Genomic DNA, 26,143 nt, shown 5'->3' with positions numbered 1-26,143 from the left:
TTCCAACATCTAGAAATTTTCTTTGATTGTTCACAGAATAATTGATCATTTACGTTATAATGAGAATGAAAATATTATAAAGTTCTTGGAGAATAGGAGAGAAGTACATAATGGGTAAAAATCAAATTAGATTACTGGCAATGTTTCTATTTGTCATGGTGCTAGCAGCATGTTCAGACAAGGAAACTGAACCTAAATTGGTAGATGTAGATTTATCTGTAAGCCCTGAACAAGCAGAAGTAGGGGAAATGGTTACAATCGAGGCAAAAGTAACTTACGGTGATGAAGTTGTGACAGATGCTGATGAAGTGTCGTTTGAAATTTGGAGAGCACATGATGAAGACCATGAAAAGATTGAAATTGAACATTCTGGAGAGGGCAATTACCGATTAGAGAGAGCATTTGAGCAAGAGGGCACGTATTATGTGATATCACATGTAACGGCACGAGATATGCATAATATGCCAAAGAAAGAGTTTGTTATTGGAGAGCCAAGCGAACCTGAAGAATCCCCTTCATCATCACATATGGATCATGGAGATTCAGAGGAAGACCACTCTGGAGAGCATTGAGGACATGTTGGGGAATGACTCTTTGAGTCTGTCGATAAGAATAAGCCTGTTGACCGATAGAAATGTTCATTCCCTATAACATTACTCATACTCCCTAACATCAATCTCTGTGTATTGCATGTGGATCGATTTAGGAAGTTTAATTTCAAGAGTGCCCTCCTTAAAGGAGGCTCTCGACCCCTTTTTCTTCACAATCGCTGGTAGCGTGATCGTTTGTTTGTCTTCGGCTTCTGGAAAATGCTCAATAATAAGCTGGTTAGAAGTATGGTAGATTCTCATCTTATTGACATCGTTTCTATCTTTGACAGGGATCATGACATATACATCATCATGTGTTTCAAATACCTTCGCTTGAAGTTCATGATTACTCTCTTCTGTCGGATTAGCTGAAATGTTAAACGGATTGCTGCCTTTGGAAAAATTCATTCCTTGCATTTCTGTCGGCATCATTTTTCCAAGCATCTCATTTACATACTTCTCGATTTCCTCAGGTTTCATTTGCTGAAGTTTTTTTATTGTATCTTTATTAAACGGAGTAAAATTCCACGGAAACATTGAGTTCTTCCTTTCTAAATAAAGCGCTCAAGATAGTACCATCTTATGCAAAAAAGTGGGTTTGGGTTATTTTTTAACGGATTCCAAATGAACGTTGAAGTTGGGAAAACAGACGGATTGTTTGCATATCTTGCAAATTCTTTTTAGTATAGGAGTAGGAGTCCATTCATGATGGGACTAATGATTAAGTATATTCATATTGTGAGGTTAGTCATTTGAAACAAAGAACCGCACTTATAACCGGTGGAGCGACGGGAATTGGAAAAAAAACGGCGTTAGAGCTTGCTGCGAGCGGCATGAACCTAGTCATTAATTACCGAAGCAGCGAAGATCAAGCAAAAGAGCTGGTAAATGAGTTAAATTCATACGGAGTTCAGAACATGACTGTCCAAGGTGATCTAACAAAAGTGGAGGATTGTCAAAAGCTGGTTGAGGCTGCTTTACACTTTTCGCCGACGATTGATATTCTCATTCATAATGCTGGGCCATATGTACATAAACGAAAAGAGATGGTTGATTACACCTTTGAGGAATGGAATTACATCATCAATGGAAATTTAAATGCCGTATTCTATTTATCGAAATTATTAATACCAAAGATGAGAGAGCAACAATGGGGACGTATCGTCACCGTCGGCTTTGACCGTGTAGAATCTGCTCCTGGATGGATCTATCGTTCGGCATTTGCTGCCGCTAAAACAGGACTTGCGTCTTTGACGAAAACGATGGCTTTAGAAGAAGCAGAAAACGGAATTACAGTCAATATGGTTTGTCCAGGTGATATTATAGGTGAATGGAAAGAAAAAGACATTGCAGACGCCTTAAACGTCTTTGATAGGGATACTCCAGTCGGACGACCAGGAACAGGGGAAGATATTTCTAGAGTGATTTCCTTTTTGGTGTCGGAGAAATCTAGCTTTATTACAGGGAGTATTATTCCAATTACAGGCTCAAAAGACGTCCTGGGTAAAGCGAAAAAATTGCATAACAAACCTTCTAACAGGTAAATAAACAGCGAACTTCATGTCCGCTGTTTTTTTCTATTCACTGTTTTCGTAAATGAGGTTTTAGAACACATATTATTTTTGAACGGCAATTATCGCTTACTTGAGCCTAATTTAACGAGTAATAATAGGGCTCTATTCTCCTATCGATGACTAAATAGCAACAATGTTTGCAAAAAAATCCTTTCTATTACACTTCTAATGGATGTTTAAATTTTCTTTTTTGAATATAAATAAGCCTCATACTTAAGGTCAGAGCCCCAATCGCTAATCCGCTAATTAATCCAATCCAATAGCCAACCGGACCTAAGCTTGTAAATGTCGCTAAACAATAGCCGACTGGTAAACCGATTACCCAATATGATATGAATGACATCATTAGCGTCATATTGACATCTTTGTAGCCTCTTAATGCTCCTTGTATCGGCGCCTGAATCGCATCTGACAATTGGAAGAAGAGGGCAAACAATAAGAAATGGGCGGTCAATTCTAATACTTTTGCATCGGTTGTGTAGAGACTAGCAATTTCAAAACGGAATATTAATAAGATGAGGCCACATAAAATCGCCATCATCACACCCATTGATACGCCGAGCCAGCTATAAACTTTAGCGTCTTTTAACCTTCCTGCTCCTACTTCAAAGCCAACTAAAATGGTTAAGGCCATGGAAATACTTAATGGAACCATGTACAAAAATGAAGCAAAGTTCACAGCAGCTTGATAGGAAGCAATCGTAATCGTATCGAAGACACTCATTAACAGAGTAACAGCTGAAAAAATACTCGTTTCAAAAAAGATCGAAAAGCCTATTGGTACACCGATAATTAAAATTTCTTTCCATTTTTTAATCGATAAACGATGGAAAGATTTAAATAGTCGATAAGAAGAGAATGGGTGTTGTTTTGCTGTCACGAATAATGCGATTCCCATAATTAGCCAATAGGTGATCGTTGATGCATAACCGGCTCCAACTCCGCCGAGCTTTGGTAAGCCTAATTTTCCAAAAATAAGGACGTAATTAAAGAATACATTAATGGGCAATGCTGACAAAGTGATGAACATTGAAACGCGCGTTTTTCCTAATGCGTCAATAAACGAGCGAAGTACATTATAGACGAATAAGGGAAGGATTCCAAAACTTAATGCTGTTAAATAATCCGTGGCAATCCGTCGTACTTCTGACTCTAAGCTCATTACATTTAGCAATGGATCCAAGAAAAGAATGCCGCTAATTATAACCGCGATTCCAATTAAAAAACTTAAATAGATGGCTTGAATAACATTATAGGCGACATCATTCTCCTTTTTTCCACCTATAAGTTGAGAAACAATGGGTGTCACTGCTAATAAAATTCCACTAAGTCCTGAAAAAACTGCCACCCAAATAGATGAACCGATGGCAACGCCTGCTAAGTCATTTGGACTGAATCTTCCCGACATCATCGTATCAAAGAAATTCATGGAGAACATTCCGAATTGAGTAATTAAAATAGGAATTAAGATATGGAGAAGCTGTTTACTTTTTTCTTTTTTACTATAGGTCTGATCCATGTTCGTTACCTCTTCTAGAAATTTCTGCTACAAGAATGGATTATATCATATCTAAGGGAAGTATACGTATGCCAACAACAACGAAATTGAATTCATTTAACATATAAGTGGTTTTTAGTTCATATAGTGTAGGAACATGCGTGATTGAGAGGAGAATGAAGGTGGCTTATCAAGGATCAAAGGGTTGGTATGTGCAAAAATTAAAAGAACTTGGCGTTCATTATCATCCGGTAGAGCGAAAAAAACTGGAATTATACAAAGCATATGTATTGCGAAATATTTATCTTCAATTGACCGAGAAGAAAGATTAAAGAAGTAGAAGGCTCCGTTTACGGGTGCCTTCTTATTTTGGTTCGAGGAATCAGGTTACATTCTAAAGCAGATAAATAGTCGGATAACATGAATAAAGCACATGAAAAAAGCTAATATAGCAGGAGAAATTCCACCTATTGCTTAAAAAAACGTAATAATTGTATAAGCGAAAACCCCTCCTGTTATTTACCTGAAATGAGCACCGTTGAGGCATGTAACAGGAAAATCTCCGCTTATTTAACGTTCACTTATTTATTTAGTAAAAAGAGGTTCCGATACAACACTCATATTGTTTTTTTGGTTACGCTTCTAACAAATGAGCTGCTTCTTGTTGCTCATGTCCATGTCGTAATACATGTAAAGTATAGAGATCCTTTGGGATTTCATATAAATTATAGAGATGCTCTGAGCCATTTAACTGTTGAAAAATCTCTTTTCTCGTTTCATTGGCATGGATCACATACGGAAGCTTCTCAGCTGCTTTCTGTGAACGAATATTTTCTTTACGAATCCGCATATAGACTGTTTCGATATTTAAACTATAAAAGATCTCCTCAAAAAAGGCATCTTTTGCTAATTTGTTATAGCCTTTTCCATGGAAAGGTTTTCCGATCCACGTACCTAAAAACCCCGCTTGCTCTTTAATATCAAATAAATTTATCGTTCCAATCGGATTTCCCCACTCATCAAGAATTGTACGTGAAATGAGTTCCCCGCGTTCCTCTGCCTCAATTGTTTGCCTTGTGAGAAATAAAAATTCGTCCAATGAGTCGGCTTTATGACGCACAAAAGGGAAGACATCAGGGTGGATCATCCACTCATATAATGCATGACTGTCTTGAAGTTCGCGTTTTTTAAGCATGAGTAATTCCCTCCATGAATGAGGACAGTCTTATTCCATGCATAAAGAGACTAAGACCCACCTCGAAATTTTTTATAATCGTGCTAAAAAATTTCGGGGTGGGAATCGAACCCACTAGAACCAGATCATACACACTGGTGGCGCACCATTTGCCTTCCCTATTGCTTTTTGTTTTTAATACATTCAGTATTCTTTCTGTATAATACAAGAAATTATTGAAAAAGGAAATAGGTTTTTTATGAAAAAATTTTAAGATTTTTTTCCTTTTTCTTTTATAAATGTAAACAGTAAGTAAAGGGTGATTCCAACGAGGGATATCCCAATAATCGGGAGTAAAAAAGGGCGAGAATATTCTTCAATCATCTTCCAATGATCGCCGAGTTCGATTCCAAGTAAAAGAAATAAAATCGTCCATGGAATCATTGCGCCAATCGTAAGCATCGTAAAATGAGAAATAGGCATTCTTGCAATTCCAGCTGGAATGGAAATGGCGTGACGAATCACAGGGATGAACCGTGCAGAAAAGATCACTCCCGTCCCATATTTTTTGAACCAATGTTCTGAGGCATTAAGATGCTTTGGGTGGATAAAGAGATATTTCCCATACTTCTCCAAAAAGGGTCTTCCACCGTATGCTCCTAGCCAATATAAAAATAACTGTGCAACCGTGCCGCCTAGGACCCCGCAAAGGAGAGCTCCGAAAAAATGGATTTGGCCTGTACTAATTAAATAGCCACCATAACTTAACACAATTTCACTTGGAATAACTTCGATCATAAGACCAAATAATATCCCAAAATACCCTAGCTCTGACAGTAAATCGAAAATGTTCGATATCATCTCATGCATACAGATCCGCCCCTAAAAAACGCCAGTCAGCTGAAAGGTTAACACAGCTAATCCTAGAATCCATACATATACAGCAAAAACCTTTAATGAACGCTTCTTCAAATAATTGATCATCCAAACAATCGCAAAATAGCCGCAAAGTGCAGAAGAAATCGTGGCTACAATAAGGCTACCGAGAGTGACTGCTTCCATGTTTCCGGACACTAATTCTCCCATTTCTAATACAATTCCTCCTGATATCGTAGGAATAGAAAGTAAGAATGAGAAATAAGCAGCAGTTTCCCTGTCAAGCTTTCGAAAAAGACCAGCGGCAATCGTTAAACCAGAACGCGAAACTGCTGGAAAAATAGCTGCAGCTTGAAATGCTCCGATAAATAATGCATCTCCATAGGTAATGTTGTCCATTTTTTTGGCCCCTTTTTTGACGCTGTCTGCCATCCACAGGATAAAACCAGTAAATAAAAATTCCCACCCAATCGTGACCCCTGTTTTGGAAATAGAATCAAATAAATCATTTAAGAGAAGACCCACAATGACAGCAGGAATCGTCCCAATCATCAGTAATGAGGAGCGTTTTCCTAATGGGTTTTTAACAATATGGAGGAGTTCATCTTTATAGACAACAAGAACAGCAAGTAACGTGCCCACATGAAGCATCGTATCGAGGAATAATCCAGCTTCATCAAGGCCAAACAAATGTCGTCCCAAATAAAGATGTCCTGTGCTAGAAATGGGGATAAATTCGGTTAGGCCCTGGATAATCCCAAGTATGAACGCTTCTAGTTTTGACATCACAATGATCATCATCCTTTTTAAAGTTGTCCTTTTATAAATGTATTCATGATGTCCAATTCGAGAACATAAACATGAATCGTCACCACTTTGGTCACAATATGAAGAGAGGAAAGAGAACTTTTTTCATTTTTAATCGTATAGTATATATAGAGTTCTTTTGACGACTTTAAGTTCAGTTAAAGAGGGGGAATGAGGATGCCAAGTCAAGACGAACGATTATTTGCTACACTTATATTCGTGGTTAGTTTTTTCACTGTTTTTATTGGTCCGTTAATTATATGGTTAATAAAAAAAGACGACTCTGCTTATGTTGATTATTACGGCAAAGAATATTTCAACTTTTTTATTTCCTATGGAGTATATACCCTTTTAAGCACCTTTTTGATGATTGTCCTTATTGGATTTATTACGATTTGGATTGTGGGAGCACTGTATTTCATCTTTACGATAGTGGCAGCGATTAAAGCATACGAAGGAACTACTTACAAAATTCCGCTCGTGTTCCGCTTAATCCGATAGTAAAAGTCTAGGGACATACCTAGACTTTTTTTCTATCGAAAACTAAATATCGTAGTTGTAAAAATAGAGTAATGATTTACAAAATAAGCATGATTAAGAGGAAGACGAATATAGTGATAGTAGAGGAAACTACATACTAGAATGAGGAAGGAGCCTTTCAATGTGGACGTGGTTGACTATAGTGATCGTCGTATTTTTAGTGCTAGTGTTTTTGGAAGAATTGAAAGAATTCCTTGTTAATCGAATTGTACTTGGCCCTGCACAATGGGAAGGCAAGTTAAAACGATTGTTTCATAGAGTGATAGAGTACTTGAAGAGGAAAATAAAGCGGCAGCCATCAGTTGATTGACATATCCTAGATTCGAAAAAGATTATTGACTAATAGAGGAGATTTTTCTGATGAATATTCAACAATTTTACCGTTCTACAGCAATTACATCCTTAAATGGAAGCATTGCTGCGCTTATACCAGTTATCGTTCTAATCATCCCGTTAACGATTTTGTTGCCAGGAAAAGAAGTGGTATGGACCGCAGTCCCTTTTTTTCTGTATAGCCTTTCCTCTTATCAAACATATCTTTTGAATCAGGAGCGTTCTGCGCATATAAAAGGGAATTTACATGTAGATAAGATGAACCTCTCCCTTCAAAGTGAAAATGAGTTTCTTCTTACTTTTATGCCAGCCCCATCATTGCGTATGCTTCTTTTCAGTCCTAAAGGAGTAGCATTAGGAGAATTAAAAGATGTCCGTTATACGAAGCTAAGATGGTTCCTCCCTTATTTTCTCGATAAAATGATCCCAGCAGAATATGGATTTTATAATGCTGAAAACGAATTAGTGATGAAACTCAAATGGAAAAGAAATCAAGCAAACGTATATGAGCCAAATGGAGAACTGCGAATGACAATTCAAGAACGGGAAGGAGAGGTTTTTGATATCATCCTTCCTCAAGCTTCCTTTCCGATCAAAGTGCATTCGGAACGATTTTTTACAGATATCCATTTCAAAAACATGAACAATCAAACTCTCGGACGAGTGCGTAAAGGCTGGATGCCACTTGAGTGGGATCAATTTTTTAAAGATGCGAATACTCCTGTATTATCCTTTGATGATGATTTAACAAAAGAGGAACGCTGTGCACTCCTTGCATTTCTCGTGAAAATATATCGATATCGTAACCATTGAAGTTAAAAAGATAGCTTCCTTCTTTAAAATTCAGTAGAATAAAAACGATATAAGGAGCCTTTTATAAAGAAGGAGTTTAGTGGATGAAGAAATTTTTACTGATTTTCGTATCGATTATTATCCTTCTCGTAATCATCGATCGAACCATCTTGAAAAAAAACAGTGGCAATAATGACTCGATTCAGAGTGCAAAATATGAAAGAATGGAAAATCCCGAATCCTTACCAGTTGGACTTAAAATAGAAGAACGAGCCCCGTCCTTTTCTTTGATGACACTTGAAGGGAAAAAAGTGGCATTAGAGGACTTTCGCGGGAAAAAAATTCTCTTGAATTTTTGGGCGACTTGGTGTCCGCCATGTAAAGAAGAAATGCCAGACATGGAGGCATTATACGAGGAGTATAAGGAAGATGATTTTGTTGTATTGGCTGTAAATGTGACGATTACAGAAAAAAATAGAGAAGATGTTCACAAGTTTGCAGAGGAATACAAACTATCATTTCCTATTTTGATGGATGAAAGCGGGAAAGTGGCAAGTCAATATGACATTCTTTCCTATCCAACATCCTATTTTATTGACTCTGATGGTGTTGTGAGAGCAAAAATAGTCGGTGGTATAAAAAAAGAAGTGATGTATAAGGAAATGATTCTACTTCCTTAAAGCATGTAGAAAAAGGAACGGCATTCATATGAGCCGTTCCTTTTCACTTAAATAAAAAGAAAAAATAAGATTGTCATACAAACTTCGACAGCATTATCAAAAATACTTCTTTAAAATGACTATTGTCAACAATGACTATTTTGTCGGAGGGAAGAGAATGGAAGTATTTGTTGCCAAGCAGCCTATTTTAAATAGAGAAAGAGAACATGTAGCATTTGAGCTTTTTTACCGAAGTGGATTAGAGAACTCTTTTCCGAACATTGATGGTGATCAAGCTACTGCAGAAGTCATTATTAATAGTTTTTTAAACATCGGCATTGAACAACTAAGTAGCGGTAAGCCTTGTTTTATAAATTTCACAAAAAAACTCCTTCTTCTTGGATTGCCTACCTATTTTACACCACAAGAAATTGTTGTTGAATTGTCTGAATCGATTTATGCGACGAAAGAGATTCTTTCCATTTGCCATGACCTAAAAAATTTAGGCTATCAAATCGCTTTAGATGATGTTGTGTTAGAGAATCGGAATCTTTATTCTGAGGAGCTAATTCAATATGTTGATATTATTAAAGTAGATTTTCTTGCTACATCGAAGAATACACGAAGGCGAATTGAAGAACGAGCGAAAGAATGCGGGATTAAACTCCTTGCGGAAAAGATTGAAACGGTGGCAACTTATAACGAGGCAAGAAAAAATGGCTATGAGTTATTTCAGGGCTATTTCTTTGCGGAACCATCGATTATTTCAACATATGATATTCCTAGCTATATCTTTACTAATTATGATCATTTACATGAAATTATTATGAATGAAACGAGCATTGACGTGATTTCTGATTACATTGAAAAGGATCTCTCCTTGTCCTATAAACTGCTAAAACTCGTGAATTTCCAATACAGGCATACAAAACACAAAATTTACTGCATTAAACAAGCGGTTATCTTACTAGGAATTATGGAAATCAAGAAATGGTTATATGTCCATTCAGTTCGAGAAAGAGATATGAGCAAAATTGAACATTGCAAAGAAGTGGTCCATTTATCGTTAACAAGAGCGAAAATGTGTGAATCGATTGAACTGTTGAAGAGAAATCGAAAGGCTCCATCCACTTATTTTACGTTAGGCCTATTTTCGCTTATGGACAAGCTAGCAGGCGTGCCGATGGAAAAAATGGTTCAGGATCTACCATTCCATGAGGACCTTAGTGATGCATTGTCAGGGATTCAAAACCCTTTAAAGGATGTGCTTGATTTGGTCATGGCAGTGGAAAAGGCACATTGGGTGAGAATAAGTGAGATATGCAGGGATTTGCGAATAGAGGAAAAAGAGCTCTTCAAAATTTATGCAGAATCATTAACATGGTCCAATCATTTAATGGATAATGAAGATCAAGTAATTATTTAAAGGAAAGTCATTTTAATATGGAGATTCATAATGTATTAATATAAAATAAGTTTAATTAACGAATTAAATATATATAGTTTTATCATCAGTTTGATATTGTGGAGGTTTAAGAAAGTGGAATTAGAAATCATCAAGTGTCATGGTTCAGGAAATGATTTTTTACTAATAGATGAAATGTCAAATGAGTATACTTTTTCAGAAAGTGAACGAAGTGCATTAGCAATTTCTCTTTGTAATCGCAAAACAGAGCTTGGTGCAGACGGAATTCTGTTTGTGATGAAGAGTGACAGAGCAGACGGAAGAATGCGTGTGTTTAATGCAGATGGTTCGGAAGCTTCCATGTGTGGCAATGGACTTCGTTGTGTAGCAAGATATGTTTGCGAACTACTTAACAAGGATTCTGCCCTAATCGAAACAATGAAAGCTGACCTAGCTGTTCGTAAGGAACATGACATTTTCCCAGAGATTCCAACTTATTTAGTTGAAATTTCACCTGTTTCTTTTCAAGTTAGGGAACTTCCATTACATATCTCTCAAGAAACATTCGTAAATGAAAAGCTTCCTGCATTATCTGAAGAGATTCCTTTTACAGCGGTAGCCGTTCCTAATCCTCATTTAATTGCGATTGTTGATAATGAGACGATTCACTCAACTGTTCAAAAGGAATTAAGTGAATACGTGAATGGACCCAATGAATTATTTCCAGACGGGGTCAATGTCAGCTTTGTAAAAGCGATACAGCCTGGTCAAATTTACGTGCGTACGTTTGAAAGAGGAGTTGGCTTTACAAATGCATGTGGAACAGCAATGTCAGCTTCTACATTAGTGACTTGTTTGAATAAGTTGAATCATTTAGAAGAACCGGTCGAAGTTTTTAATAATGGTGGAAAGGTACGCTGTGTCGCCCATCAAAAAGAAAATTCATATACGATCGATTTAATTGGTAATGCAACCTATGTGTATGTAGCAAAGATAGAGGTTAATGTACAATCTCCATCTACATTTACTTGTACATCTAAAAACGAATTCTCAAAAGAAATCGCACAATATACAAAACTTCAAGAAGAAGTAACTTCCTATTTAAAGGATGTACTATAGAAAGGAGCCGTTCTTTATTCGGCTCCTTTCTTATAATATTAAATAGTAAGATCGGAATTTCGCTAGTTCCTTTTTAAAAATTGTAACACGGCATCAAAGTTTTGTTCTTCTTTCGCTTGCCAAAATGTACGAAATGGATCTCCTTTTTCTTTTACTCTTTGAATGATTGTTGGCATTTGAAATTGCTCAATTGTTAGTTTTTCGTTGACTTCATCCCAAAATAACGGAGTAGCAACTGTAGCGAAAGGAGTTCCTCTTAGAGAATAAGGGGCGATAATCGTTTTCCCTTCTCCATGCTGGACATAATCAATGTAAAGTCGGTCTTTGCGGTTCTTCTTCATTCGTTCGATTGTAAAGGAATCAGGATCTTTAGAAACAAGATAATCAGCAATGAACGACGTAAATAATTTCGTATCTTCGTAGCGATAGCGATTGTCTGGGAGTGGAAGATAGATTTGCAGGCCCTTATTTCCAGATGTTTTAATAAAACTTATTAAATTTAATTGATCAGATACTTCCTTTATCATTAAGGCTGCTTTAATCGCTAAATGAACATATTCTTTTGATGGTGGATCTAGATCGAATACGATTTCACTTGGACCAGTACTGGCAATTGTTTGAAAGGGGATATGGAATTCGATAGCTAATTGATTCCCCAACCAAAGAAGAGTTTGTAAATGATTGCAAACTGTATAGTTAATATCGTCCGCAAGTTTCGTCTCGATAAATTCAGGTGCATAGTCTGGGGTGTTTTTCTGGTAAAAAGATTCCCCGAAAATGCCATGAGGATAGCGAATCACCGTAAGTAATCGATTTTCTAAAAATGGTAAGAAATAAGGTGAAATCTCTCTTAAATAATGAATGAAATCATGTTTTTGAATAGCAGGTTCTTTCCATAAAGGTTTTTCAGGATGAGTAATCTCAATTTCTGTCGGGAGATTATTCTGTTGCAGGAGAAATCGTTCATATGTACAGTCAGTCGGAAGCAAGTCAAATCGAAACATATCAAAATGCGGTTCACGTAATTGTTCCTCATAGATTTCTAAATACTTAATTTGTACACAAATTGCTGGATTTACGTAGATAAATCGTTCATCTTCATCGATTTTATTTTCTTTCAAAGTCTTATAAAGTGCTTTTTTTTCATCAGGCTTAATCCCAAATAGAAATTGCCCGAGGGGGACAATTTTGTCTTTAGAATAGACGCCTACATAGAAGTATCCATTCGATTTTTCAAAGGAGGTAATGAAGCAGGAAACGTATTTCCAGTTTTTAAATTTCAACCATGCCGTCGTCCGCTTTCCTTCTTCCCAAAGATGCTTCCGCTTTTTGGCGACAACTCCTTCGCCGTTATAGAGGGTGACTTTATCCCAAATGGATTTGTAATCATCATAAAATGGAACCATTTGAATGATTTTGTTACTTTTATGATCGGGACGAGTGGGCCATCCTATTTCTTGAAAAAACGATTTCAATAATTCCTTTCTTTTAACATAAGGTTCAGAGCTGATTCTTTCCCCTTTTAGAACCAACACATCAAATAAAAGTAGTTGGCAAGGTGAATGATTGGCTCTTTCTGTCATTTTTGTTTGCGATCGCATTCTCCCTCTTGTTTGAACATGGCTAAAGTTAGACTTATAATCATTGTCTAAAAAGACAATCTCTCCATCAAAGAGCAAAGGAAGAAATGGTTCAATCTTTTTCCTCTCTTTATTAAGAAATTCACTTATTTCAGGAAAAAGTGGTAAAAGCGGTTTTTCATTTCTGCTGTCTAATTCCACCCTTTCGCTCCATTTAAGCAATGCACGAAAACCATCGTATTTCACTTCGTAAGCCCATTCTTCCCCCTTTGGAATCTCGAATGTTAATGTTGGTAACATTGGTTTCAATTGGATTCTTCCCTTCAGCTAAATACTACTAGTAGTTTGTCTCTTTTTTTCATTTTCAAAAGTGACTTTCCATATCTTTAACAGGATGATGAACGAGAATGGTCATAAAATAGTGGTAAAAAAGAATGGAGCAATGCCCATGCATACAATTTGGAAAGGGAGTATTAGCTTCGGTTTAGTCAATATTCCCATCAAGCTTCATGCAGCCACTGAAGATAAAGATATTAAGCTCCGCAATTTACACAAGGAGTGTCATTCACCAATTAAATATGAAAAAGTATGTCCGGTCTGTGAAGTAGAAGTTAAAAATGAAGATATCGTTAAGGCCTATGAGTATACGAAAGGGAAATTTGTCGTCTTGGACGATGAAGAACTGGAAAGTTTAAAAAAAGAAAAAGAAGATAAAGCGGTCGAAATCATTGATTTTATAAAAATGGCGCAAATTGATCCGATTTTTTTTAATCGAAGTTATTTCATGTCCCCAAGTGAGGGGGGAGGAAAAGCCTATTCTCTTTTAAGAAAAGCATTGGAAGAATCTGAAAAGGTCGGCCTTGCAAAAATCATCATTCGTTCTAAAGAACAATTGGCGGTGATTCGAGTGTACAAAAATACATTAGTGATGGAAACTCTTCATTTCCCGGATGAAGTAAGGTCTGCGGGCGATGTTCCTAATGTGCCAAATGAAGAAAAAGTGACAGATAAAGAATTGAGTACAGCAATCCTCCTCATTGATCAACTAACCAATGATTTTGAACCGGAAAAATATACAGATGATTATCGTACCGCACTGTTGGAGTTAATTGAGTCAAAGAGAACCGGTAAGGAAATCGTTACCCCAAATGAAAAAGAAAAACCATCTAATGTGACCGATTTGATGGCAGCTCTTCAAGCTTCAATTGATCGAACAAAACCAAAGGAGGCAACGGCTAAGAAAAAACGAACTACAACAAAAAAGAAGAAAGAAGCCTAAGTTTAAAAAGTCGGGATAGAGAATGTGACTATACCGACTTTTTTCATAAGATATGGTAATATAAATGGAAGGAGCAGTTACAAAAGGGGGAGCTAAATTTGAAGATTTTAGTTGTCGGTGCAGGCGCTGTTGGTGGCTATTTTGGTGGTCGTTTAGTGGAAAAAGGAGAGGACGTTACATTTCTTGTGCGAGAAAGGCGCAAAAAAAAGCTTGAAGAAACCGGACTAAAGATCAGTAGTGTTCATGGAGACATAGATGTAAGACCGAAATTGATTGTTAGTGGAGAAAAACCTGATACATATGATGTCATTATCCTTTCAACAAAAGCGTATCATTTAAATGGAGTAATAGAGGATATACGTCCCTATGTGGATAAGGAAACGATGGTCTTACCATTATTAAATGGCATCTCTCACCTCGAACTTTTAGCTGAGCATTTTGGGAAAGAACAAGTTATTGGTGGTCTTTGTTTTATTGAGTCGACCTTAGACGAAAATGGAACGGTTGTACAAACAAGTCCTATTCATAATCTTATTTTTGGTGAACAAAGCGGAGAAGAAACAGAGCGCATCATGCGATTAACGAAGACTTTTGCTGATACGAAGGCGAATTTTATATATAGTGGAGAAATCTTAAAAGAGATGTGGCAAAAATATTTGTTTATTTCCTGTCTGTCAGGGGCAACAACGTTAATGCGTTCGCCTATTGGACCTATTCGCGAAACGAAAAGTGGATTTGCCGTATTAGAAGGAATCGTAAACGAAGTAGTGACAGTAATGGAGACAATAGGTGCACCGATTAGCAAGGAGCATATTCAACCACAGTTAGCGAAAATAAAAGAAATGGGCTATGAAATGAAGTCTTCTATGCAACGTGATATGGAAAAAGGGATGCAAACAGAGGCAGACCATTTCTTCTTATATTTACTAAAAAAAGCGCAAGCTGAAAATATTAAGACTCCTTTTTTAGAGCTTATTTATGCAAACTTAAAGGTATATGAAAAAGCCGTATTGGGGATAGAATCGTGAATCAAAAGATTTTACCAGCTTCAACCAACATGAAAGAGTTCGAAATGTTTTTAGAAAGCTCCTATGAAATTGGAGTCATGCTTGAAGTTCACATTGCGCAGCTTAAAAACATTTGTCAAATGGCAAAACAAAAAGGGAAACTAATGATTTATCATATTGACATGATTCATGGGATCAAAAATGATGATTATGCGACTGAATATATTTGTCAAGAATATAAGCCATATGGAATTATCTCAACGAAATCAAATGTTATTCTAAAAGCTAAGCAAAAAGGGGTTATCGCAGTTCAAAGAATTTTTTTACTTGATTCCCATGCCCTTGAAAAAAGCTATCGTTTAATCGAAAAGACGAAGCCTGACTATATAGAAGTTCTACCTGGAACGATGCCGTGGATGATTAAAGAAGTGAAAGAACGTTTAAATACACCGATTTTTGCTGGTGGACTCATTCGTACACCAGAAGAAGTCGCTAATGCTATTGAGGCAGGAGCAACGGCTATTACTACTTCAAAAATGGACTTATGGAAAAATTGATGTAGTAAAAAGGGTGCAAAACGTATTTGTTTATGTTACGATTAAATTAAGTTAATAGTTCGGTAGGAGAAACGGAGAGACCACAATACATTATCGTTGATAATGTCATTTGTGGTCTCTTTTTTCATGCCTTCATCAATATTAACCGATTACAGATAATTAATACTATATTAATTGTGTAAACAGAGAATTGAAAACGCAACTACTATTTGATCATAAAGGGGATAGGGATCATGAACTTTTCTAACAAAAACAGAGCAAATGTTATAGAACAACTAAAAAGTACACATTTTGATGTACTTGTCATTGGTGGAGGGATTACAGGTGCTGGAATTGCACTTGATGCTTCCACAAGGGGAATGAAAATAGGTCTTGTTGAAATGCAGGATTTTGCAGCCGGAACTTCTAGTCGTTCCACGAAACTTGTACACGGAGGATTACGTTATTTAAAGCAATTTGAAGTGAAAATGGTTGCTGAAGTAGGGAAGGAAAGAGCGGTTGTCTATGAAAATGGACCACATGTGACAACACCAGAGTGGATGCTATTACCTTTTCATAAAGGTGGGACTTTTGGCAAATTTTCAACTTCAATTGGGTTAAGAGTATATGATTTCTTAGCAGGTGTGAAAAGAAGCGAACGTCGAGTAATGCTTAGTGCGAATGAAACAATGAATAAAGAGCCACTTGTGAAAAAAGATAACTTACAAGGTGGCGGCGTTTATGTGGAATACCGCACAGATGATGCACGGTTAACGATTGAGGTGATGAAACAAGCCGTCCAAAAAGGAGCGGTCGCACTAAACTATTCAAAAGTTGAGAATTTAGTTTATGAAGATGGTAAAGTGGTTGGAGTGGTTGTAAAAGACCGCATCACAGGGGAAGAATATGAAATTCGCGCCAAGAAAATTGTTAATGCTGCTGGACCATGGGTGGATAAAATTCGTGAAAAAGATCAATCAAAAACTGGAAAGGTATTGCGGCTCACAAAAGGGGTTCACATTGTCATTGATCAATCTAAATTCCCATTAAAGCAAGCTGTGTACTTTGACACGCCGGATGGACGAATGGTATTTGCGATTCCAAGAGAAGGGAAAACCTATGTGGGAACAACAGATACGTTTTACGACAAGGATGCAGCTATTCCGAAAATGGACTCAAAAGATCGTGAATACATTTTGAAATCGATTCATTATATGTTCCCGGAAGTGAATGTGACAGAAGAAGACATAGAATCAAGCTGGGCAGGTGTGCGCCCATTAATTTGGGAGGAAGGGAAAGACCCTTCTGAAATATCTCGTAAAGATGAGATTTGGGAATCAAAATCAGGTCTTATTACGATTGCTGGTGGCAAGTTAACAGGTTATCGAAAAATGGCGGAAATGATCACTAATGTATTAGCAAAAAAATTACAAGATGAATATGGGCAATCATTTGCAAACTGTCAAACGAAAAATTTACCTATTTCTGGTGGAGATGTAGGTGGATCAGCTCGTTTCGATCAGTTTGTGACTGAACAAGTTGTGGCTGGACAGAAAGTGGGTCTTACGAAAGAGGAGGCAGCTCATTTAGCATCAAAGTATGGTTCTAATGTGAAGGACCTGTTTGAAATGGTTGCTCAAGGTGCTGAAAAAGCAAAAGAATATGACTTGTCGCTCCCATTATTTGCTAAACTTCAATATGCCTTAGAGCATGAAATGGTCTTTACTCCTGTTGATTTCTTCAATAGAAGAACAGGGGCAATTTTGTTCGACATTTCATTAGTACGAACATACAAACAAAATGTTATCGACTATATGGCTGATTATTTTGCTTGGACAGAGGAAACAAAAGAATCATATCAATACGAACTAGAAGCAGCACTAATCGATGCATCAGTTCCAGTAGATCTTCAAAAGTAATGAATAGAAAACAAGGCAATTCTAGCTGGAATTGTCTTGTTTTTCTATTGTGAAGTTGACAAAAAATGTATTTCATTATATGATGGTGATTCGATATATTTTAGGTACAGTGAAAAGGTAATAATTCGGATTAATAGGCAATAAACTTTTTCCGAGTGTTTTAAAGAAGAATATCGAACCTTCTGGCTGCAAGGTTTCCCTCTCAAATACCTTCTTTTAAGCTACACTACAGAGTAGATTCGTACCCACTAGTTGAGTCAAGACTAAATGTCTTGAAGTGTTATGAACTCTTACAGCACGATACATTTCCTATTAAAAAATTGCTTCATTACGAAATATCCAGCATTCTACTTAGTAAGAATGAACGAAAGAGGAGTTACGAAATTGAATACTATTATCTTTGCACTTGAACTTTTGAAATCCTAATTCTTAAAGGCGCGGTCAAGGAACCGTATTGATGGAAGAGAGGCAGGGCTTTCGTTGTTTTAGGTCAAGGCTTTTGTTTAAATGATGGCTACTAATGTGAGACTAAATAAGTAGCTTAGTTCAGAAAATATGATGATTTAAAAACTATAATAAAAGATTAATCTTTATCGTCAGATTCACCCTTAAATATATCAATCAAGGCACCAACAACTTATTTTAAAAGAAAATAAGTTGTTGGTGCCTTTTCAATTATGTTTAAAAATTAAGACAAATAATATCGTTAGAAAATGAAATATTAATTAAAGTAGTATATAGAAAGTGTGAATATTATTAACGAACATTATAACGATAACTCCATTGTATTATATGTGTTTTCTGATATAATAAAGGAGGATTTGGCGTTGTTTTTTCGTTAATCTTGTTTTTTCTTAAAATTCGTAGTGACTGACGACTTGGGTGGAATAAACCACAAGGGAGCTACGTCTATGTATAGCCGGTCGTCTGGGCAACTAATTACATACTTTGATCTCAGGGGAGGTATATACATGGAAGAAAAGCTAATTTTAGACGGACAAAAGGTTGCGAATGATGTAAAGGAAGGGCTGAAGCCTCGAATAGCAGCTTTAAAGGAAAAGGGGATTATTCCGAGTTTAGCAACGATTCTAGTTGGCGATGATCCATCATCAGCTACATATGTAAAAATGAAAGGGAATGCATGTGAACGATTAGGCATCCTTTCCCAGCGAATTCAGTTGCCGAAAGAAACGACTACGGAGGAATTACTCCATACCATTCAAGAACTAAATAACGATCCGAAAGTACATGGGATTCTCCTGCAGCATCCTGTACCATCTCACATAGATGAAAGAGCCGCATTTGAAGCAATAGCACTAGAAAAAGATGTTGATGGTGTGACGAGTTGGGGGTATGGCCAAACGGCATTAGGATTTGGGCTTTATCCATCCTGTACTCCTGCTGCCATTATTCGTATTATGGATTATTATCATATTTCAGCTGAGGGAAAACATGCTGTTGTTATTGGTAGAAGCCCAATTTTAGGTAAGCCGGTCTCTGCGTTACTTTTAAATCGGAATGCAACTGTAACGACATGTCATTCAAGGACAACTAATTTAGAAGAGATGATTAAGCAGGCCGATATTATCGTCGCTGCTGTCGGGAAGCCGGAGTTCATTAAGGGTGAGTGGCTTAAAGATGGTGCTGTGGTTTTAGATGCAGGATATAACCCAGGTAACGTTGGTGATGTTGAATATGCTTCATGCTACGAGAAATCATCAGCTATCACTCCTGTCCCTGGCGGAGTAGGACCTGTAACGATCTCCATGCTGTTAAAGCATACAGTCGATGCAGCTGAGAGGGTTTGAGGACACCGAAAATAATTATGTTTGGGTGTAATATCATTAGGCCGAAAAAATAATCTAGAAAAAATATCAAAAAAATGATTTAAAATCTAAATTTTAGGCAAACTATAGATGTGATACGTTAGTTATCATCAAATGCTTTTGATTTTTAGGAGGATTAGAATGGCAACTGGTAAAGTAAAATGGTTCAACTCAGAAAAAGGCTTTGGATTTATCGAAGTTGAAGGTGGAGAAGACGTCTTTGTACACTACTCTGCTATCCAAAGCGAAGGGTTTAAAACCCTAGAAGAAGGTCAAGAAGTTACTTTCGACATTGAAGAAGGTCAACGCGGACCACAAGCTGTTAACGTTAATAAGGCGTAACAGTTAAATATGAAGGAGTTCCACAAGGTGGACTCCTTTTAAATTTGTCTTCGTTACATTTCCCTCGTCCATTGGTAGATCTTTTTACTGATCCGGCTAGCACTTTCTTTGTCCACAACCTTTAACAATGTTTTATCCAATTTGTCTTCGATTAAATCCTCATCATAGGCAAAAGATGCACTCCAATTGATGTCAGGAATGGCAACGAGAATGTATTCTTCTTTCTTGTTTTCATAAATGAAAACTTTTTGTTCCTGTCCATTGGAAAAGTCTTTTCTGATTTTCATAAAGTTGTCACCTCGATTGTTTTATTATGGCAGTTTGCGCATACTAACAAAAGTATAATGCAGCCTATTCAATCTGTCATCGAAGATTATAAAAAATAGGGGTGAAAGTAGTGCAATATATTTGGGGGATAGTCGGTATTCTCGTTGTATTAACGATCGGTTATTTGTTTTCAACTCATAAGAATAAAGTTAACTTTCGGACTATACTAGGAGGGTTAACGATTCAACTCTTCTTTGCCTTTCTTGTTCTAAAAACAGGTTGGGGACAGAAGGGATTAACGATTTTATCAAACGGTGTGAGTCAAATCATTAATTATTCAAACGAAGGGATTAGCTTTTTGTTTGGAGGGATTTACACCGAAGAGTCTCATATCGTACATATTTTTGCTTTCAATGTGTTACCGATTGTCATTTTCTTTTCTTCACTTATTTCCGTTCTCTATTACATTAAGGTGATGCAGTTTTTTATTCGCATTCTTGGTGGAGCGCTTGCGAAATTATTAGGGACGAGAAAAGCAGAATCAATGTCAGCTGCCGCCAATATTTTTGTTGGACAAACGGAAGCCCCGTTAGTGATTCGTCCGTACATTTCGTCAATGACCGAATCAGAATTGTTTGCAGTCATGACTGGAGGACTTGCTTCTGTAGCTGGTTCTGTTTTAATTGGATATTCTTTACTAGGTGTACCGCTTGAGTTTCTATTAGCGGCAAGTTTTATGGCTGCTCCTGCAGGTCTTGTGATGGCGAAATTATTTTTGCCAGAAACGGATCAGACACCAGAACCGAATGAGTTTAAGATGGAAATGGATGAGGAATCAACGAATGTCATCGATGCAGCTGCACGCGGAGCAAGTGTTGGATTGCAGTTAGCGTTAAATATTGGAGCGATGCTTCTTGCGTTTATCGCCCTTGTAGCGCTAATTAACGGAATTTTAGGTGGGATTGGCTCATTATTTGGTTTACAAGAGTTATCGTTACAGCTTGTTTTAGGATATGTATTTGCCCCTTTAGCTTTTATTATCGGGGTTCCGTGGGATGAGGCAGTTTTGGCAGGGAATTTTATTGGTCAAAAGCTTGTCATAAATGAGTTTGTAGCCTATTCTTCTTTTGCGCCGGAAATTCCTAATCTGTCTGAGAAGACGGTAGCGGTTGTATCGTTTGCCCTTTGCGGATTCGCCAATATTTCTTCTTTAGCTATTTTATTAGGTGGTTTAGGAAATTTAGCACCGAATCGACGAGCGGATATTGCGAGACTGGGAGTGAGGTCAGTGATTGCGGGAGCGCTTGCGTCCTTGCTAAGTGCTGCGATTGCAGGTATGTTTATATAGGACAACTAGAGAAAATATAGTAGAGGAGCGATTGAGTTGAAAACATTTACAGTTCATTTCCATAAGGAAGATCAAGTTGATGCGATGACAGTACAAAAATTATCTGAAGAAGATTTTTCAAAAATAACTGAGGGTGGGACACGACATTTATTTGAACTGGATACAAATATTGGTTTTTTTGTTTATTTTGATGCCGAAGATGAAGAAGGGAAGGAATCTTACTTAGTACTACATTATGAGGATGAGCAAGAGGAACCTAGTAGTTGCTACGGATTTGAATTGAAGGATTTTTATCAATTTATAGCATTACATTTAAACGATCTAGAGTTTCATGATGAACAAGAGGAAGAAGAGGAGGAGTATGGACCGATTCATCACCTTGCTCATCTTATGTATCACATTATAGAGGAAGGCAAGAAAATAGAAGAATAGGAAGCGGCATGCTTCCTATTCTTCTTCGGTTTGATATGCTTTGGCTTGTTCAATACAATAAGATTCTATGAGTTTCTCTTCGTCCTCTTCAAGTTCAAAATCAAGAATTCGTTCCGTTGAGTTTTCAATGATATGGTAATGGGAGAGGTGATAGCCTTTATCATCCTCTATTAATAAGGCTTTGATTTTTAAGCCTTTATCCGAGAAAAGTTCATCATCTTCCGGTACTTCTATATGTAAAAACAGTTCATAACGGTTCCCTGATAAAATACCAAACGGATCTTCAATTTGTTCGATTGTGTGAGACTTTATTTCCATCATGGTTCAATCCTCTCATATTAGCGTGCAGTTTAAGTATTATGCCTTCATATTTTACCCTACTATTAATAAGAGTAAAACTGAAAAGACTTCATTCACTTCGAAAAGGACGAGTTTCATTACTTTGTGAAAATGATCTTCAGCGCTTCATATCCAAAATAAAGACCAAATCCGATAAGAGAAAGAGAAGAAAGAATAGCAATGATGCTCAATACCTTTGTTGATAGGAATTTTTTAGCGCTACTCGCTACAAAAGCCATTGTGATATCCCAAATAACCAGCCCTAATATTATTGCGCTACTGTAAATCAGTAAATCTTCAACTCCATAGATCGTTGCTGTTTTTGCAAGCACGGACCCGTATATGCCTAACCAAAAAAGAATCGTTAATGGATTTGAAATAGACATAAGAAAGCCAGTGAAAAAGGATTTCCACAAAGACTCTGTTTCTCTTTGCTGAGAAATCTGGACTTTTCCAGCATTTGATAAGCCTTCAATTCCTGAATAGATGAGAATGAAAAAGCCAAATAACCAAAGAAACGCTTTTACGATAGGGATTTGAATAAAGTGACCCACCCCTAAAAAAACAGCTAGCATATAGAAGATATCAGCTAAAACAGAGCCAATACCCAAAATCCATGCATGAAGAAAACCGTGTTTAATTCCTTTTTCCATTTGTGCTGCGTTGACAGGTCCGATGGGGGCTGCTAGTGATAGTCCGAGAAAGATATAGCTAATAAAGGTCATCATTGCTTGTTGCCTCCTATAACATGATAGAGAAAGACACTTCTACCCATTTTATTCAGGAGGGAAAGCTTGTACCACACTTAAATGAATTCGTATGCTAAAACTATTTAACCGTTTCTTTCCAGACTTATTACTATACAGGAACTTAAAAATATGGTATGATATTAATAATTATTGCATTTTGTTATTAATTCATATATTATAAAAAGTTATATCGTTTTTAGAACTTTTTATAATAGTTTTTTTATTTTTGGGATAACTTTTCCCTTTGCTTTCTTTAGAAGGGATCTACCCTAAGTTTAGGAGTGAGATGAATGAGCTTTGGAAGAAGAAATCAAGAGGAAATAGTTACTGAGGAAACGAAAATTTGGGTTTGTAAAGCGGATGATTGTAACTGTTGGGTACGTGATAACTTTAAGAGTAGCGCAGTGCCGACTTGTCCTATTTGTAAAGGCGAAATGGAACAAACGACGCGTGTTATTGAAGTTATTAATAATCCAGGGAAACATTCTTAATTCAATAGAAGTGAAATGTGGACACTATTTGTAAAAGAATAGTGTTTTTCTTTTTTTTTAATCATTTATTACTCATTTTTGGACATTGACCATTTAAAGACGATATAGTTGATAAAAAGGATTTTGTTTAACCATGAAGGGGAGTGGGAAGAAAAGTGAGAAGAATTATTTCTCAGCCTTATGTGAAGGTAGAGAGAAAGATTAAAGATTTTGAACAGATTACAATGGAATACAGAGAGCACCTTCATTTGTATGAGGATCGTATTGTTACTAGAGACCATGTTTTTCTTGTGAAAAATGTTCATGACATGTCTTTTAGGCGTTTCTCCTCCACCGAAGGAGTACTTTATTTACATACCAACCAAGGAGTCTTTCCTTATTCAGTACCTAAGGAGCCGAACGGTTTTATTGATGAATACAAAAAGTTACGTGGTTAATTCCATGAATTACTAGCAGATTTCTCTCCAGTTTCCTGTATAATTTTTGGAGGAAGGAGAGATGTAATGAAGCTTATCGTTTTGTTAGCGTTGCTAGCTTTTATTAGTTTCAACATCTATAAAGCCAATCGAAATACAAAAGATATTAAAATAAATAAAATTGCTCTAGATCAAAATAATGGCAACCATCCTGTGTTACGAATTCTCCATTTATCTGATCTGCATTTAGAAAATATATCTATTACACCTAATGAACTATATCAAAAGGTTAAAGAGGAATCATTCGACATTATTGCTCTTACAGGTGATTTTTTAGATAGAAAATGGACGATACCAAAGCTTATCCCGTATTTGGAAGTATTTAATCAATTACAACCTAAATATGGAATTTATGCAGTCCTTGGAAACCATGATTATGTTTTGAAAGAGAAAAACCTTGAAAATCTCGTGAATACACTTAAGCAGTACAATTGTCAGGTATTGCGAAATGAAAATGCTGAAATTTTAGTTGATGGTAGAAGAGTTAATATTATTGGCATTGATGACTTTAGCACAAAACGGAGTGATTTAGACGCTTCTTTTAAGGGGACCAAGTCGGGGTATAATCTTGTATTAACCCATGATCCTAATGTTGTACTGCAAATGAAGCATTATTATTTTGATTACTTGTTAGCAGGTCATTTCCATGGAGGTCAAATATGCTATCCGAAGGCATATCACCTTTTTAAAATGGGAAAGCTTGTGCGGATGAATATGATTAAAGGCTTACAAATGCATGATAATAAGCCGTTTTATATAAGTGAAGGGCTAGGACAAACCGGGATAAATATCCGAGTTGGAAGCAGGCCTGAAATGACAATCCATGAATGCAGCATAACAGTTTGTTCTGAAAGTCAAAATCGCACCGCTATCTAAAACCGTCAGTTTTTTCTCTGTAAATATTGGGAATGAAAAAATAACAGGAGAAATTCCGCTTAATGAGCAAGCATCATGGAAATGAGTCGTGATAACAGGAGAAATTCCTGCTATTCCCTTGAAAAATATCAAAATAAACGATTTTGCTCTCCGTAAGAGGAAAATCTTCCGTTATTTCCCCTAAAAGTGACTCCACTGAGGAGATAACAGGAGAAATTCCGCTTAAGGGGAAGAGATGGTTGGAGCGAATGAGACAAACCGAAAAGCTTCCTACATTTTGTAGGAGCTTTTTTTATTGGAAAAATCCTCTTATACATATGGTGTACCTATCTTTAACTGTTATTTATGGTAAAAAGAGATAACGTCCGATTTACATAAAAAAAGGCTCATTCAATCATTCTATAACAGAGAGAAAATATTTTCTCTCGGAGAGGTTCTTCTTTACCCATTTTAAGGAGGAAGATTTATGAATACGAAGCAGTTAAACAAGCTTTTCTCAAGAGTGGGTGGGAGAAACATGTTTCGGTTATTTGGAAAACAAAAAAGCCGAAAAAAAGGTGGTTGGATGTTCTTAGCTCTTAGCGGAATCGCTGCATTTGTTACCGTCATGTTTCGTCGAAACGGCGCTGGAATGCAGGGGGAAAGAGCGGATGCTGGTAATCAAGGAAAGAGAAATATGTCATTTCCTCCACTTAATCAGATGTTGACGGCAGAATTTGCAGAAGAGTTTATTAAGAAAAACAAAACGTCATCAACACCTAAATCCATTATTGAGTCAGCTACTCAAAATCAAGGCAACAATCAGTAACTTACGACTAACTAATCTGTGTAGATTGTCTAAATGGATCAATTTCATATACGGGAGGATTCAATATGATGAAAAAAAAGCTTCTTATCACGACGATCTCAGCTACTTTATCTTTAGGAATACTTGGAGCTTGTGGTGCCAATGAAAACAGGTTGAATGATGATGATGGTGTTAACTACAGTCCTGTAAGATATGATCGTCAAAATGATACTGGTGTATTTGATCGGGATCGAGGAAACAACGGCATTGAACCAGTACGTTACCGCTCCAATAACCATAACCGTGGGATTTTTAATGATGTAAATAACCGTACAAATAACAATGGGGTTTTCGACACGAACGACAACCTTAACACAGATTTAATAGATAATAACCGTGGAGCTAATGGAATTGATCCAGGAACAAACGGGAGAGGTAATGTAAACGGGCCAACTGGAGGCACGATGAGAGGCGGTTCACGTTAATAAAATTAATATCCACAAAAAGGACATCAACTTTTTC

Annotated in this window: 31 protein-coding genes and 1 riboswitch; of the genes, 22 read left to right on the top strand and 9 right to left on the bottom strand. The window is 36.7% G+C overall.

All coding sequences use genetic code 11. The features are described 5' to 3' along the window. Positions 1-110 precede the first annotated feature (110 nt). Positions 111-572, top strand: coding sequence for a FixH family protein (locus BMSHG_RS17935; RefSeq protein WP_019155846.1), 462 nt, complete (start codon positions 111-113; stop codon positions 570-572). Between the two features lie 81 nt (positions 573-653). Here the strand turns inward: BMSHG_RS17935 and BMSHG_RS17930 are convergent, their stop codons facing one another. After that, positions 654-1,127 (bottom strand): Hsp20/alpha crystallin family protein, encoded by a 474-nt coding sequence (locus tag BMSHG_RS17930; RefSeq protein WP_019155845.1) that lies wholly within the window; start codon positions 1,125-1,127, stop codon positions 654-656. A 215-nt stretch (positions 1,128-1,342) separates the two neighbouring features. On the opposite strand from BMSHG_RS17930, the gene BMSHG_RS17920 reads away from it, so the two are divergent. Then, positions 1,343-2,134 (top strand): SDR family oxidoreductase, encoded by a 792-nt coding sequence (locus tag BMSHG_RS17920; RefSeq protein ID WP_019155843.1) that lies wholly within the window; start codon positions 1,343-1,345, stop codon positions 2,132-2,134. Positions 2,135-2,321: 187 nt separating this feature from the next. On the opposite strand, the gene BMSHG_RS17915 is transcribed toward BMSHG_RS17920, so the two are convergent. Next, entirely contained in the window at positions 2,322-3,683 is a 1,362-nt protein-coding gene (locus BMSHG_RS17915; RefSeq protein ID WP_019155842.1) for an MATE family efflux transporter, read from the bottom strand. 155 nt (positions 3,684-3,838) lie between these two features. Between BMSHG_RS17915 and BMSHG_RS27745 the strand changes: the two genes are divergently transcribed. After that, positions 3,839-3,994, top strand: a complete 156-nt coding sequence (locus BMSHG_RS27745) for a DUF2639 domain-containing protein (RefSeq protein WP_173391077.1) — start codon at positions 3,839-3,841, stop codon at positions 3,992-3,994. A gap of 302 nt (positions 3,995-4,296) precedes the next feature. Here BMSHG_RS27745 and BMSHG_RS17905 read toward each other — a convergent pair whose 3' ends face one another. The 3 genes from BMSHG_RS17905 to BMSHG_RS17895 all read right to left on the bottom strand — a co-directional run bounded on the left by BMSHG_RS17905 (position 4,297) and on the right by BMSHG_RS17895 (position 6,498). Next, on the bottom strand, positions 4,297-4,857 hold the full coding sequence (locus BMSHG_RS17905) for a GNAT family N-acetyltransferase (protein ID WP_019155840.1): 561 nt from the start codon (positions 4,855-4,857) through the stop codon (positions 4,297-4,299). A gap of 249 nt (positions 4,858-5,106) precedes the next feature. Beyond that, positions 5,107-5,706 (bottom strand): DedA family protein, encoded by a 600-nt coding sequence (locus BMSHG_RS17900; protein ID WP_019155839.1) that lies wholly within the window; start codon positions 5,704-5,706, stop codon positions 5,107-5,109. A 12-nt stretch (positions 5,707-5,718) separates the two neighbouring features. After that, positions 5,719-6,498 carry an undecaprenyl-diphosphate phosphatase gene (locus tag BMSHG_RS17895; RefSeq protein WP_026073514.1) on the bottom strand — a complete coding sequence of 260 codons (780 nt, stop codon included), beginning with the start codon at positions 6,496-6,498 and terminating at the stop codon, positions 5,719-5,721. A gap of 198 nt (positions 6,499-6,696) precedes the next feature. Here BMSHG_RS17895 and BMSHG_RS17890 point away from each other — a divergent pair, with 198 nt between their 5' ends. The 6 genes from BMSHG_RS17890 (at position 6,697) to dapF (ending at position 11,367) form a co-directional block, all read left to right on the top strand. Further along, positions 6,697-7,020, top strand: a complete 324-nt coding sequence (locus BMSHG_RS17890) for a DUF4870 domain-containing protein (RefSeq protein ID WP_019155837.1) — start codon at positions 6,697-6,699, stop codon at positions 7,018-7,020. Positions 7,021-7,180: 160 nt separating this feature from the next. Then, complete coding sequence (locus BMSHG_RS17885) at positions 7,181-7,369, top strand: hypothetical protein (protein ID WP_019155836.1); 189 nt, start codon at positions 7,181-7,183, stop codon at positions 7,367-7,369. Between the two features lie 50 nt (positions 7,370-7,419). After that, positions 7,420-8,205 (top strand): hypothetical protein, encoded by a 786-nt coding sequence (locus BMSHG_RS17880; RefSeq protein WP_019155835.1) that lies wholly within the window; start codon positions 7,420-7,422, stop codon positions 8,203-8,205. Positions 8,206-8,288: 83 nt separating this feature from the next. Beyond that, positions 8,289-8,864, top strand: a complete 576-nt coding sequence (locus BMSHG_RS17875; RefSeq protein ID WP_019155834.1) for a TlpA disulfide reductase family protein — start codon at positions 8,289-8,291, stop codon at positions 8,862-8,864. 157 nt (positions 8,865-9,021) lie between these two features. Further along, positions 9,022-10,269, top strand: a complete 1,248-nt coding sequence (locus BMSHG_RS17870; RefSeq protein ID WP_019155833.1) for an EAL and HDOD domain-containing protein — start codon at positions 9,022-9,024, stop codon at positions 10,267-10,269. A gap of 114 nt (positions 10,270-10,383) precedes the next feature. Then, positions 10,384-11,367, top strand: a complete 984-nt coding sequence (dapF, locus tag BMSHG_RS17865) for a diaminopimelate epimerase (RefSeq protein ID WP_019155832.1) — start codon at positions 10,384-10,386, stop codon at positions 11,365-11,367. A 62-nt stretch (positions 11,368-11,429) separates the two neighbouring features. On the opposite strand, the gene BMSHG_RS17860 is transcribed toward dapF, so the two are convergent. Beyond that, complete coding sequence (locus tag BMSHG_RS17860; RefSeq protein ID WP_019155831.1) at positions 11,430-13,256, bottom strand: DNA ligase D; 1,827 nt, start codon at positions 13,254-13,256, stop codon at positions 11,430-11,432. Positions 13,257-13,395: 139 nt separating this feature from the next. Here BMSHG_RS17860 and ku point away from each other — a divergent pair, with 139 nt between their 5' ends. The 6 genes from ku (at position 13,396) to BMSHG_RS17830 (ending at position 19,856) form a co-directional block, all read left to right on the top strand. Continuing rightward, positions 13,396-14,226, top strand: coding sequence for a non-homologous end joining protein Ku (ku, locus tag BMSHG_RS17855; RefSeq protein ID WP_019155830.1), 831 nt, complete (start codon positions 13,396-13,398; stop codon positions 14,224-14,226). 98 nt (positions 14,227-14,324) lie between these two features. After that, positions 14,325-15,254, top strand: coding sequence for a ketopantoate reductase family protein (locus BMSHG_RS17850; protein WP_019155829.1), 930 nt, complete (start codon positions 14,325-14,327; stop codon positions 15,252-15,254). Next, positions 15,251-15,790: a glycerol-3-phosphate responsive antiterminator gene (locus tag BMSHG_RS17845; protein WP_019155828.1), complete on the top strand. Its 540-nt coding sequence runs from the start codon at positions 15,251-15,253 to the stop codon at positions 15,788-15,790. The genes BMSHG_RS17850 and BMSHG_RS17845 overlap by 4 nt, the downstream gene beginning before the upstream one ends. A gap of 233 nt (positions 15,791-16,023) precedes the next feature. Continuing rightward, on the top strand, positions 16,024-17,688 hold the full coding sequence (locus BMSHG_RS17840; protein WP_019155827.1) for a glycerol-3-phosphate dehydrogenase/oxidase: 1,665 nt from the start codon (positions 16,024-16,026) through the stop codon (positions 17,686-17,688). A gap of 856 nt (positions 17,689-18,544) precedes the next feature. Next, positions 18,545-18,628: riboswitch (ZMP/ZTP riboswitch) on the top strand. Positions 18,629-18,659: 31 nt separating this feature from the next. Beyond that, positions 18,660-19,496, top strand: a complete 837-nt coding sequence (locus BMSHG_RS17835) for a bifunctional 5,10-methylenetetrahydrofolate dehydrogenase/5,10-methenyltetrahydrofolate cyclohydrolase (protein ID WP_019155826.1) — start codon at positions 18,660-18,662, stop codon at positions 19,494-19,496. Positions 19,497-19,655: 159 nt separating this feature from the next. Beyond that, entirely contained in the window at positions 19,656-19,856 is a 201-nt protein-coding gene (locus BMSHG_RS17830) for a cold-shock protein (RefSeq protein ID WP_019155825.1), read from the top strand. Positions 19,857-19,909: 53 nt separating this feature from the next. On the opposite strand, the gene BMSHG_RS17825 is transcribed toward BMSHG_RS17830, so the two are convergent. Further along, a complete protein-coding gene (locus BMSHG_RS17825) occupies positions 19,910-20,143 on the bottom strand; it encodes a YueH family protein (protein WP_019155824.1) in 234 nt (77 codons plus the stop codon). Between the two features lie 110 nt (positions 20,144-20,253). Here BMSHG_RS17825 and BMSHG_RS17820 point away from each other — a divergent pair, with 110 nt between their 5' ends. Next, positions 20,254-21,471 (top strand): NupC/NupG family nucleoside CNT transporter, encoded by a 1,218-nt coding sequence (locus BMSHG_RS17820; RefSeq protein WP_019155823.1) that lies wholly within the window; start codon positions 20,254-20,256, stop codon positions 21,469-21,471. A gap of 36 nt (positions 21,472-21,507) precedes the next feature. Then, the gene (locus BMSHG_RS17815; RefSeq protein WP_019155822.1) at positions 21,508-21,903 is read left to right on the top strand and encodes a hypothetical protein; all 396 of its coding nucleotides are present in this window, start codon (positions 21,508-21,510) and stop codon (positions 21,901-21,903) included. Between the two features lie 15 nt (positions 21,904-21,918). Here BMSHG_RS17815 and BMSHG_RS17810 read toward each other — a convergent pair whose 3' ends face one another. Further along, on the bottom strand, positions 21,919-22,224 hold the full coding sequence (locus BMSHG_RS17810; protein WP_019155821.1) for a DUF6509 family protein: 306 nt from the start codon (positions 22,222-22,224) through the stop codon (positions 21,919-21,921). Positions 22,225-22,340: 116 nt separating this feature from the next. Then, complete coding sequence (locus BMSHG_RS17805) at positions 22,341-22,970, bottom strand: LysE family transporter (protein ID WP_019155820.1); 630 nt, start codon at positions 22,968-22,970, stop codon at positions 22,341-22,343. A gap of 311 nt (positions 22,971-23,281) precedes the next feature. On the opposite strand from BMSHG_RS17805, the gene BMSHG_RS17800 reads away from it, so the two are divergent. The 5 genes from BMSHG_RS17800 (at position 23,282) to BMSHG_RS28835 (ending at position 26,106) form a co-directional block, all read left to right on the top strand. Then, positions 23,282-23,482: a cold-shock protein gene (locus BMSHG_RS17800; protein ID WP_019155819.1), complete on the top strand. Its 201-nt coding sequence runs from the start codon at positions 23,282-23,284 to the stop codon at positions 23,480-23,482. 155 nt (positions 23,483-23,637) lie between these two features. Beyond that, a complete protein-coding gene (locus tag BMSHG_RS17795; RefSeq protein ID WP_026073513.1) occupies positions 23,638-23,919 on the top strand; it encodes a hypothetical protein in 282 nt (93 codons plus the stop codon). A 66-nt stretch (positions 23,920-23,985) separates the two neighbouring features. Then, a complete protein-coding gene (locus BMSHG_RS17790) occupies positions 23,986-24,834 on the top strand; it encodes a metallophosphoesterase (protein ID WP_019155817.1) in 849 nt (282 codons plus the stop codon). A 466-nt stretch (positions 24,835-25,300) separates the two neighbouring features. Next, positions 25,301-25,642, top strand: coding sequence for a hypothetical protein (locus BMSHG_RS17785; protein WP_019155816.1), 342 nt, complete (start codon positions 25,301-25,303; stop codon positions 25,640-25,642). 65 nt (positions 25,643-25,707) lie between these two features. Then, positions 25,708-26,106, top strand: a complete 399-nt coding sequence (locus tag BMSHG_RS28835) for a hypothetical protein (RefSeq protein WP_019155815.1) — start codon at positions 25,708-25,710, stop codon at positions 26,104-26,106. Positions 26,107-26,143 lie beyond the last annotated feature (37 nt).

Source organism: Robertmurraya massiliosenegalensis JC6, assembly GCF_000311725.1.
GTDB lineage: Bacteria > Bacillota > Bacilli > Bacillales > Cytobacillaceae > Robertmurraya > Robertmurraya massiliosenegalensis.
This window is presented reverse-complemented; position numbering and strand designations above follow the sequence as displayed.

Excerpts from the sequence above, each read along its gene's own strand:
- BMSHG_RS17935 (WP_019155846.1), top strand. The coding sequence starts at position 111 with ATGGGTAAAAATCAAATTAGATTACTGGCAATGTTTCTATTTGTCATG.
- BMSHG_RS17930 (WP_019155845.1), bottom strand. The coding sequence starts at position 1,127 with ATGTTTCCGTGGAATTTTACTCCGTTTAATAAAGATACAATAAAAAAA.
- BMSHG_RS17915 (WP_019155842.1), bottom strand. The coding sequence starts at position 3,683 with ATGGATCAGACCTATAGTAAAAAAGAAAAAAGTAAACAGCTTCTCCAT.
- BMSHG_RS27745 (WP_173391077.1), top strand. The coding sequence starts at position 3,839 with ATGAAGGTGGCTTATCAAGGATCAAAGGGTTGGTATGTGCAAAAATTA.
- BMSHG_RS17905 (WP_019155840.1), bottom strand. The coding sequence starts at position 4,857 with ATGCTTAAAAAACGCGAACTTCAAGACAGTCATGCATTATATGAGTGG.
- BMSHG_RS17900 (WP_019155839.1), bottom strand. The coding sequence starts at position 5,706 with ATGCATGAGATGATATCGAACATTTTCGATTTACTGTCAGAGCTAGGG.
- BMSHG_RS17895 (WP_026073514.1), bottom strand. The coding sequence starts at position 6,498 with ATGTCAAAACTAGAAGCGTTCATACTTGGGATTATCCAGGGCCTAACC.
- BMSHG_RS17890 (WP_019155837.1), top strand. The coding sequence starts at position 6,697 with ATGCCAAGTCAAGACGAACGATTATTTGCTACACTTATATTCGTGGTT.
- BMSHG_RS17885 (WP_019155836.1), top strand. The coding sequence starts at position 7,181 with ATGTGGACGTGGTTGACTATAGTGATCGTCGTATTTTTAGTGCTAGTG.
- BMSHG_RS17880 (WP_019155835.1), top strand. The coding sequence starts at position 7,420 with ATGAATATTCAACAATTTTACCGTTCTACAGCAATTACATCCTTAAAT.
- BMSHG_RS17875 (WP_019155834.1), top strand. The coding sequence starts at position 8,289 with ATGAAGAAATTTTTACTGATTTTCGTATCGATTATTATCCTTCTCGTA.
- BMSHG_RS17870 (WP_019155833.1), top strand. The coding sequence starts at position 9,022 with ATGGAAGTATTTGTTGCCAAGCAGCCTATTTTAAATAGAGAAAGAGAA.
- ku (WP_019155830.1), top strand. The coding sequence starts at position 13,396 with ATGCATACAATTTGGAAAGGGAGTATTAGCTTCGGTTTAGTCAATATT.
- BMSHG_RS17840 (WP_019155827.1), top strand. The coding sequence starts at position 16,024 with ATGAACTTTTCTAACAAAAACAGAGCAAATGTTATAGAACAACTAAAA.
- BMSHG_RS17835 (WP_019155826.1), top strand. The coding sequence starts at position 18,660 with ATGGAAGAAAAGCTAATTTTAGACGGACAAAAGGTTGCGAATGATGTA.
- BMSHG_RS17830 (WP_019155825.1), top strand. The coding sequence starts at position 19,656 with ATGGCAACTGGTAAAGTAAAATGGTTCAACTCAGAAAAAGGCTTTGGA.
- BMSHG_RS17825 (WP_019155824.1), bottom strand. The coding sequence starts at position 20,143 with ATGAAAATCAGAAAAGACTTTTCCAATGGACAGGAACAAAAAGTTTTC.
- BMSHG_RS17810 (WP_019155821.1), bottom strand. The coding sequence starts at position 22,224 with ATGATGGAAATAAAGTCTCACACAATCGAACAAATTGAAGATCCGTTT.
- BMSHG_RS17805 (WP_019155820.1), bottom strand. The coding sequence starts at position 22,970 with ATGATGACCTTTATTAGCTATATCTTTCTCGGACTATCACTAGCAGCC.
- BMSHG_RS17800 (WP_019155819.1), top strand. The coding sequence starts at position 23,282 with ATGAGCTTTGGAAGAAGAAATCAAGAGGAAATAGTTACTGAGGAAACG.
- BMSHG_RS17790 (WP_019155817.1), top strand. The coding sequence starts at position 23,986 with ATGAAGCTTATCGTTTTGTTAGCGTTGCTAGCTTTTATTAGTTTCAAC.
- BMSHG_RS17785 (WP_019155816.1), top strand. The coding sequence starts at position 25,301 with ATGAATACGAAGCAGTTAAACAAGCTTTTCTCAAGAGTGGGTGGGAGA.
- BMSHG_RS28835 (WP_019155815.1), top strand. The coding sequence starts at position 25,708 with ATGATGAAAAAAAAGCTTCTTATCACGACGATCTCAGCTACTTTATCT.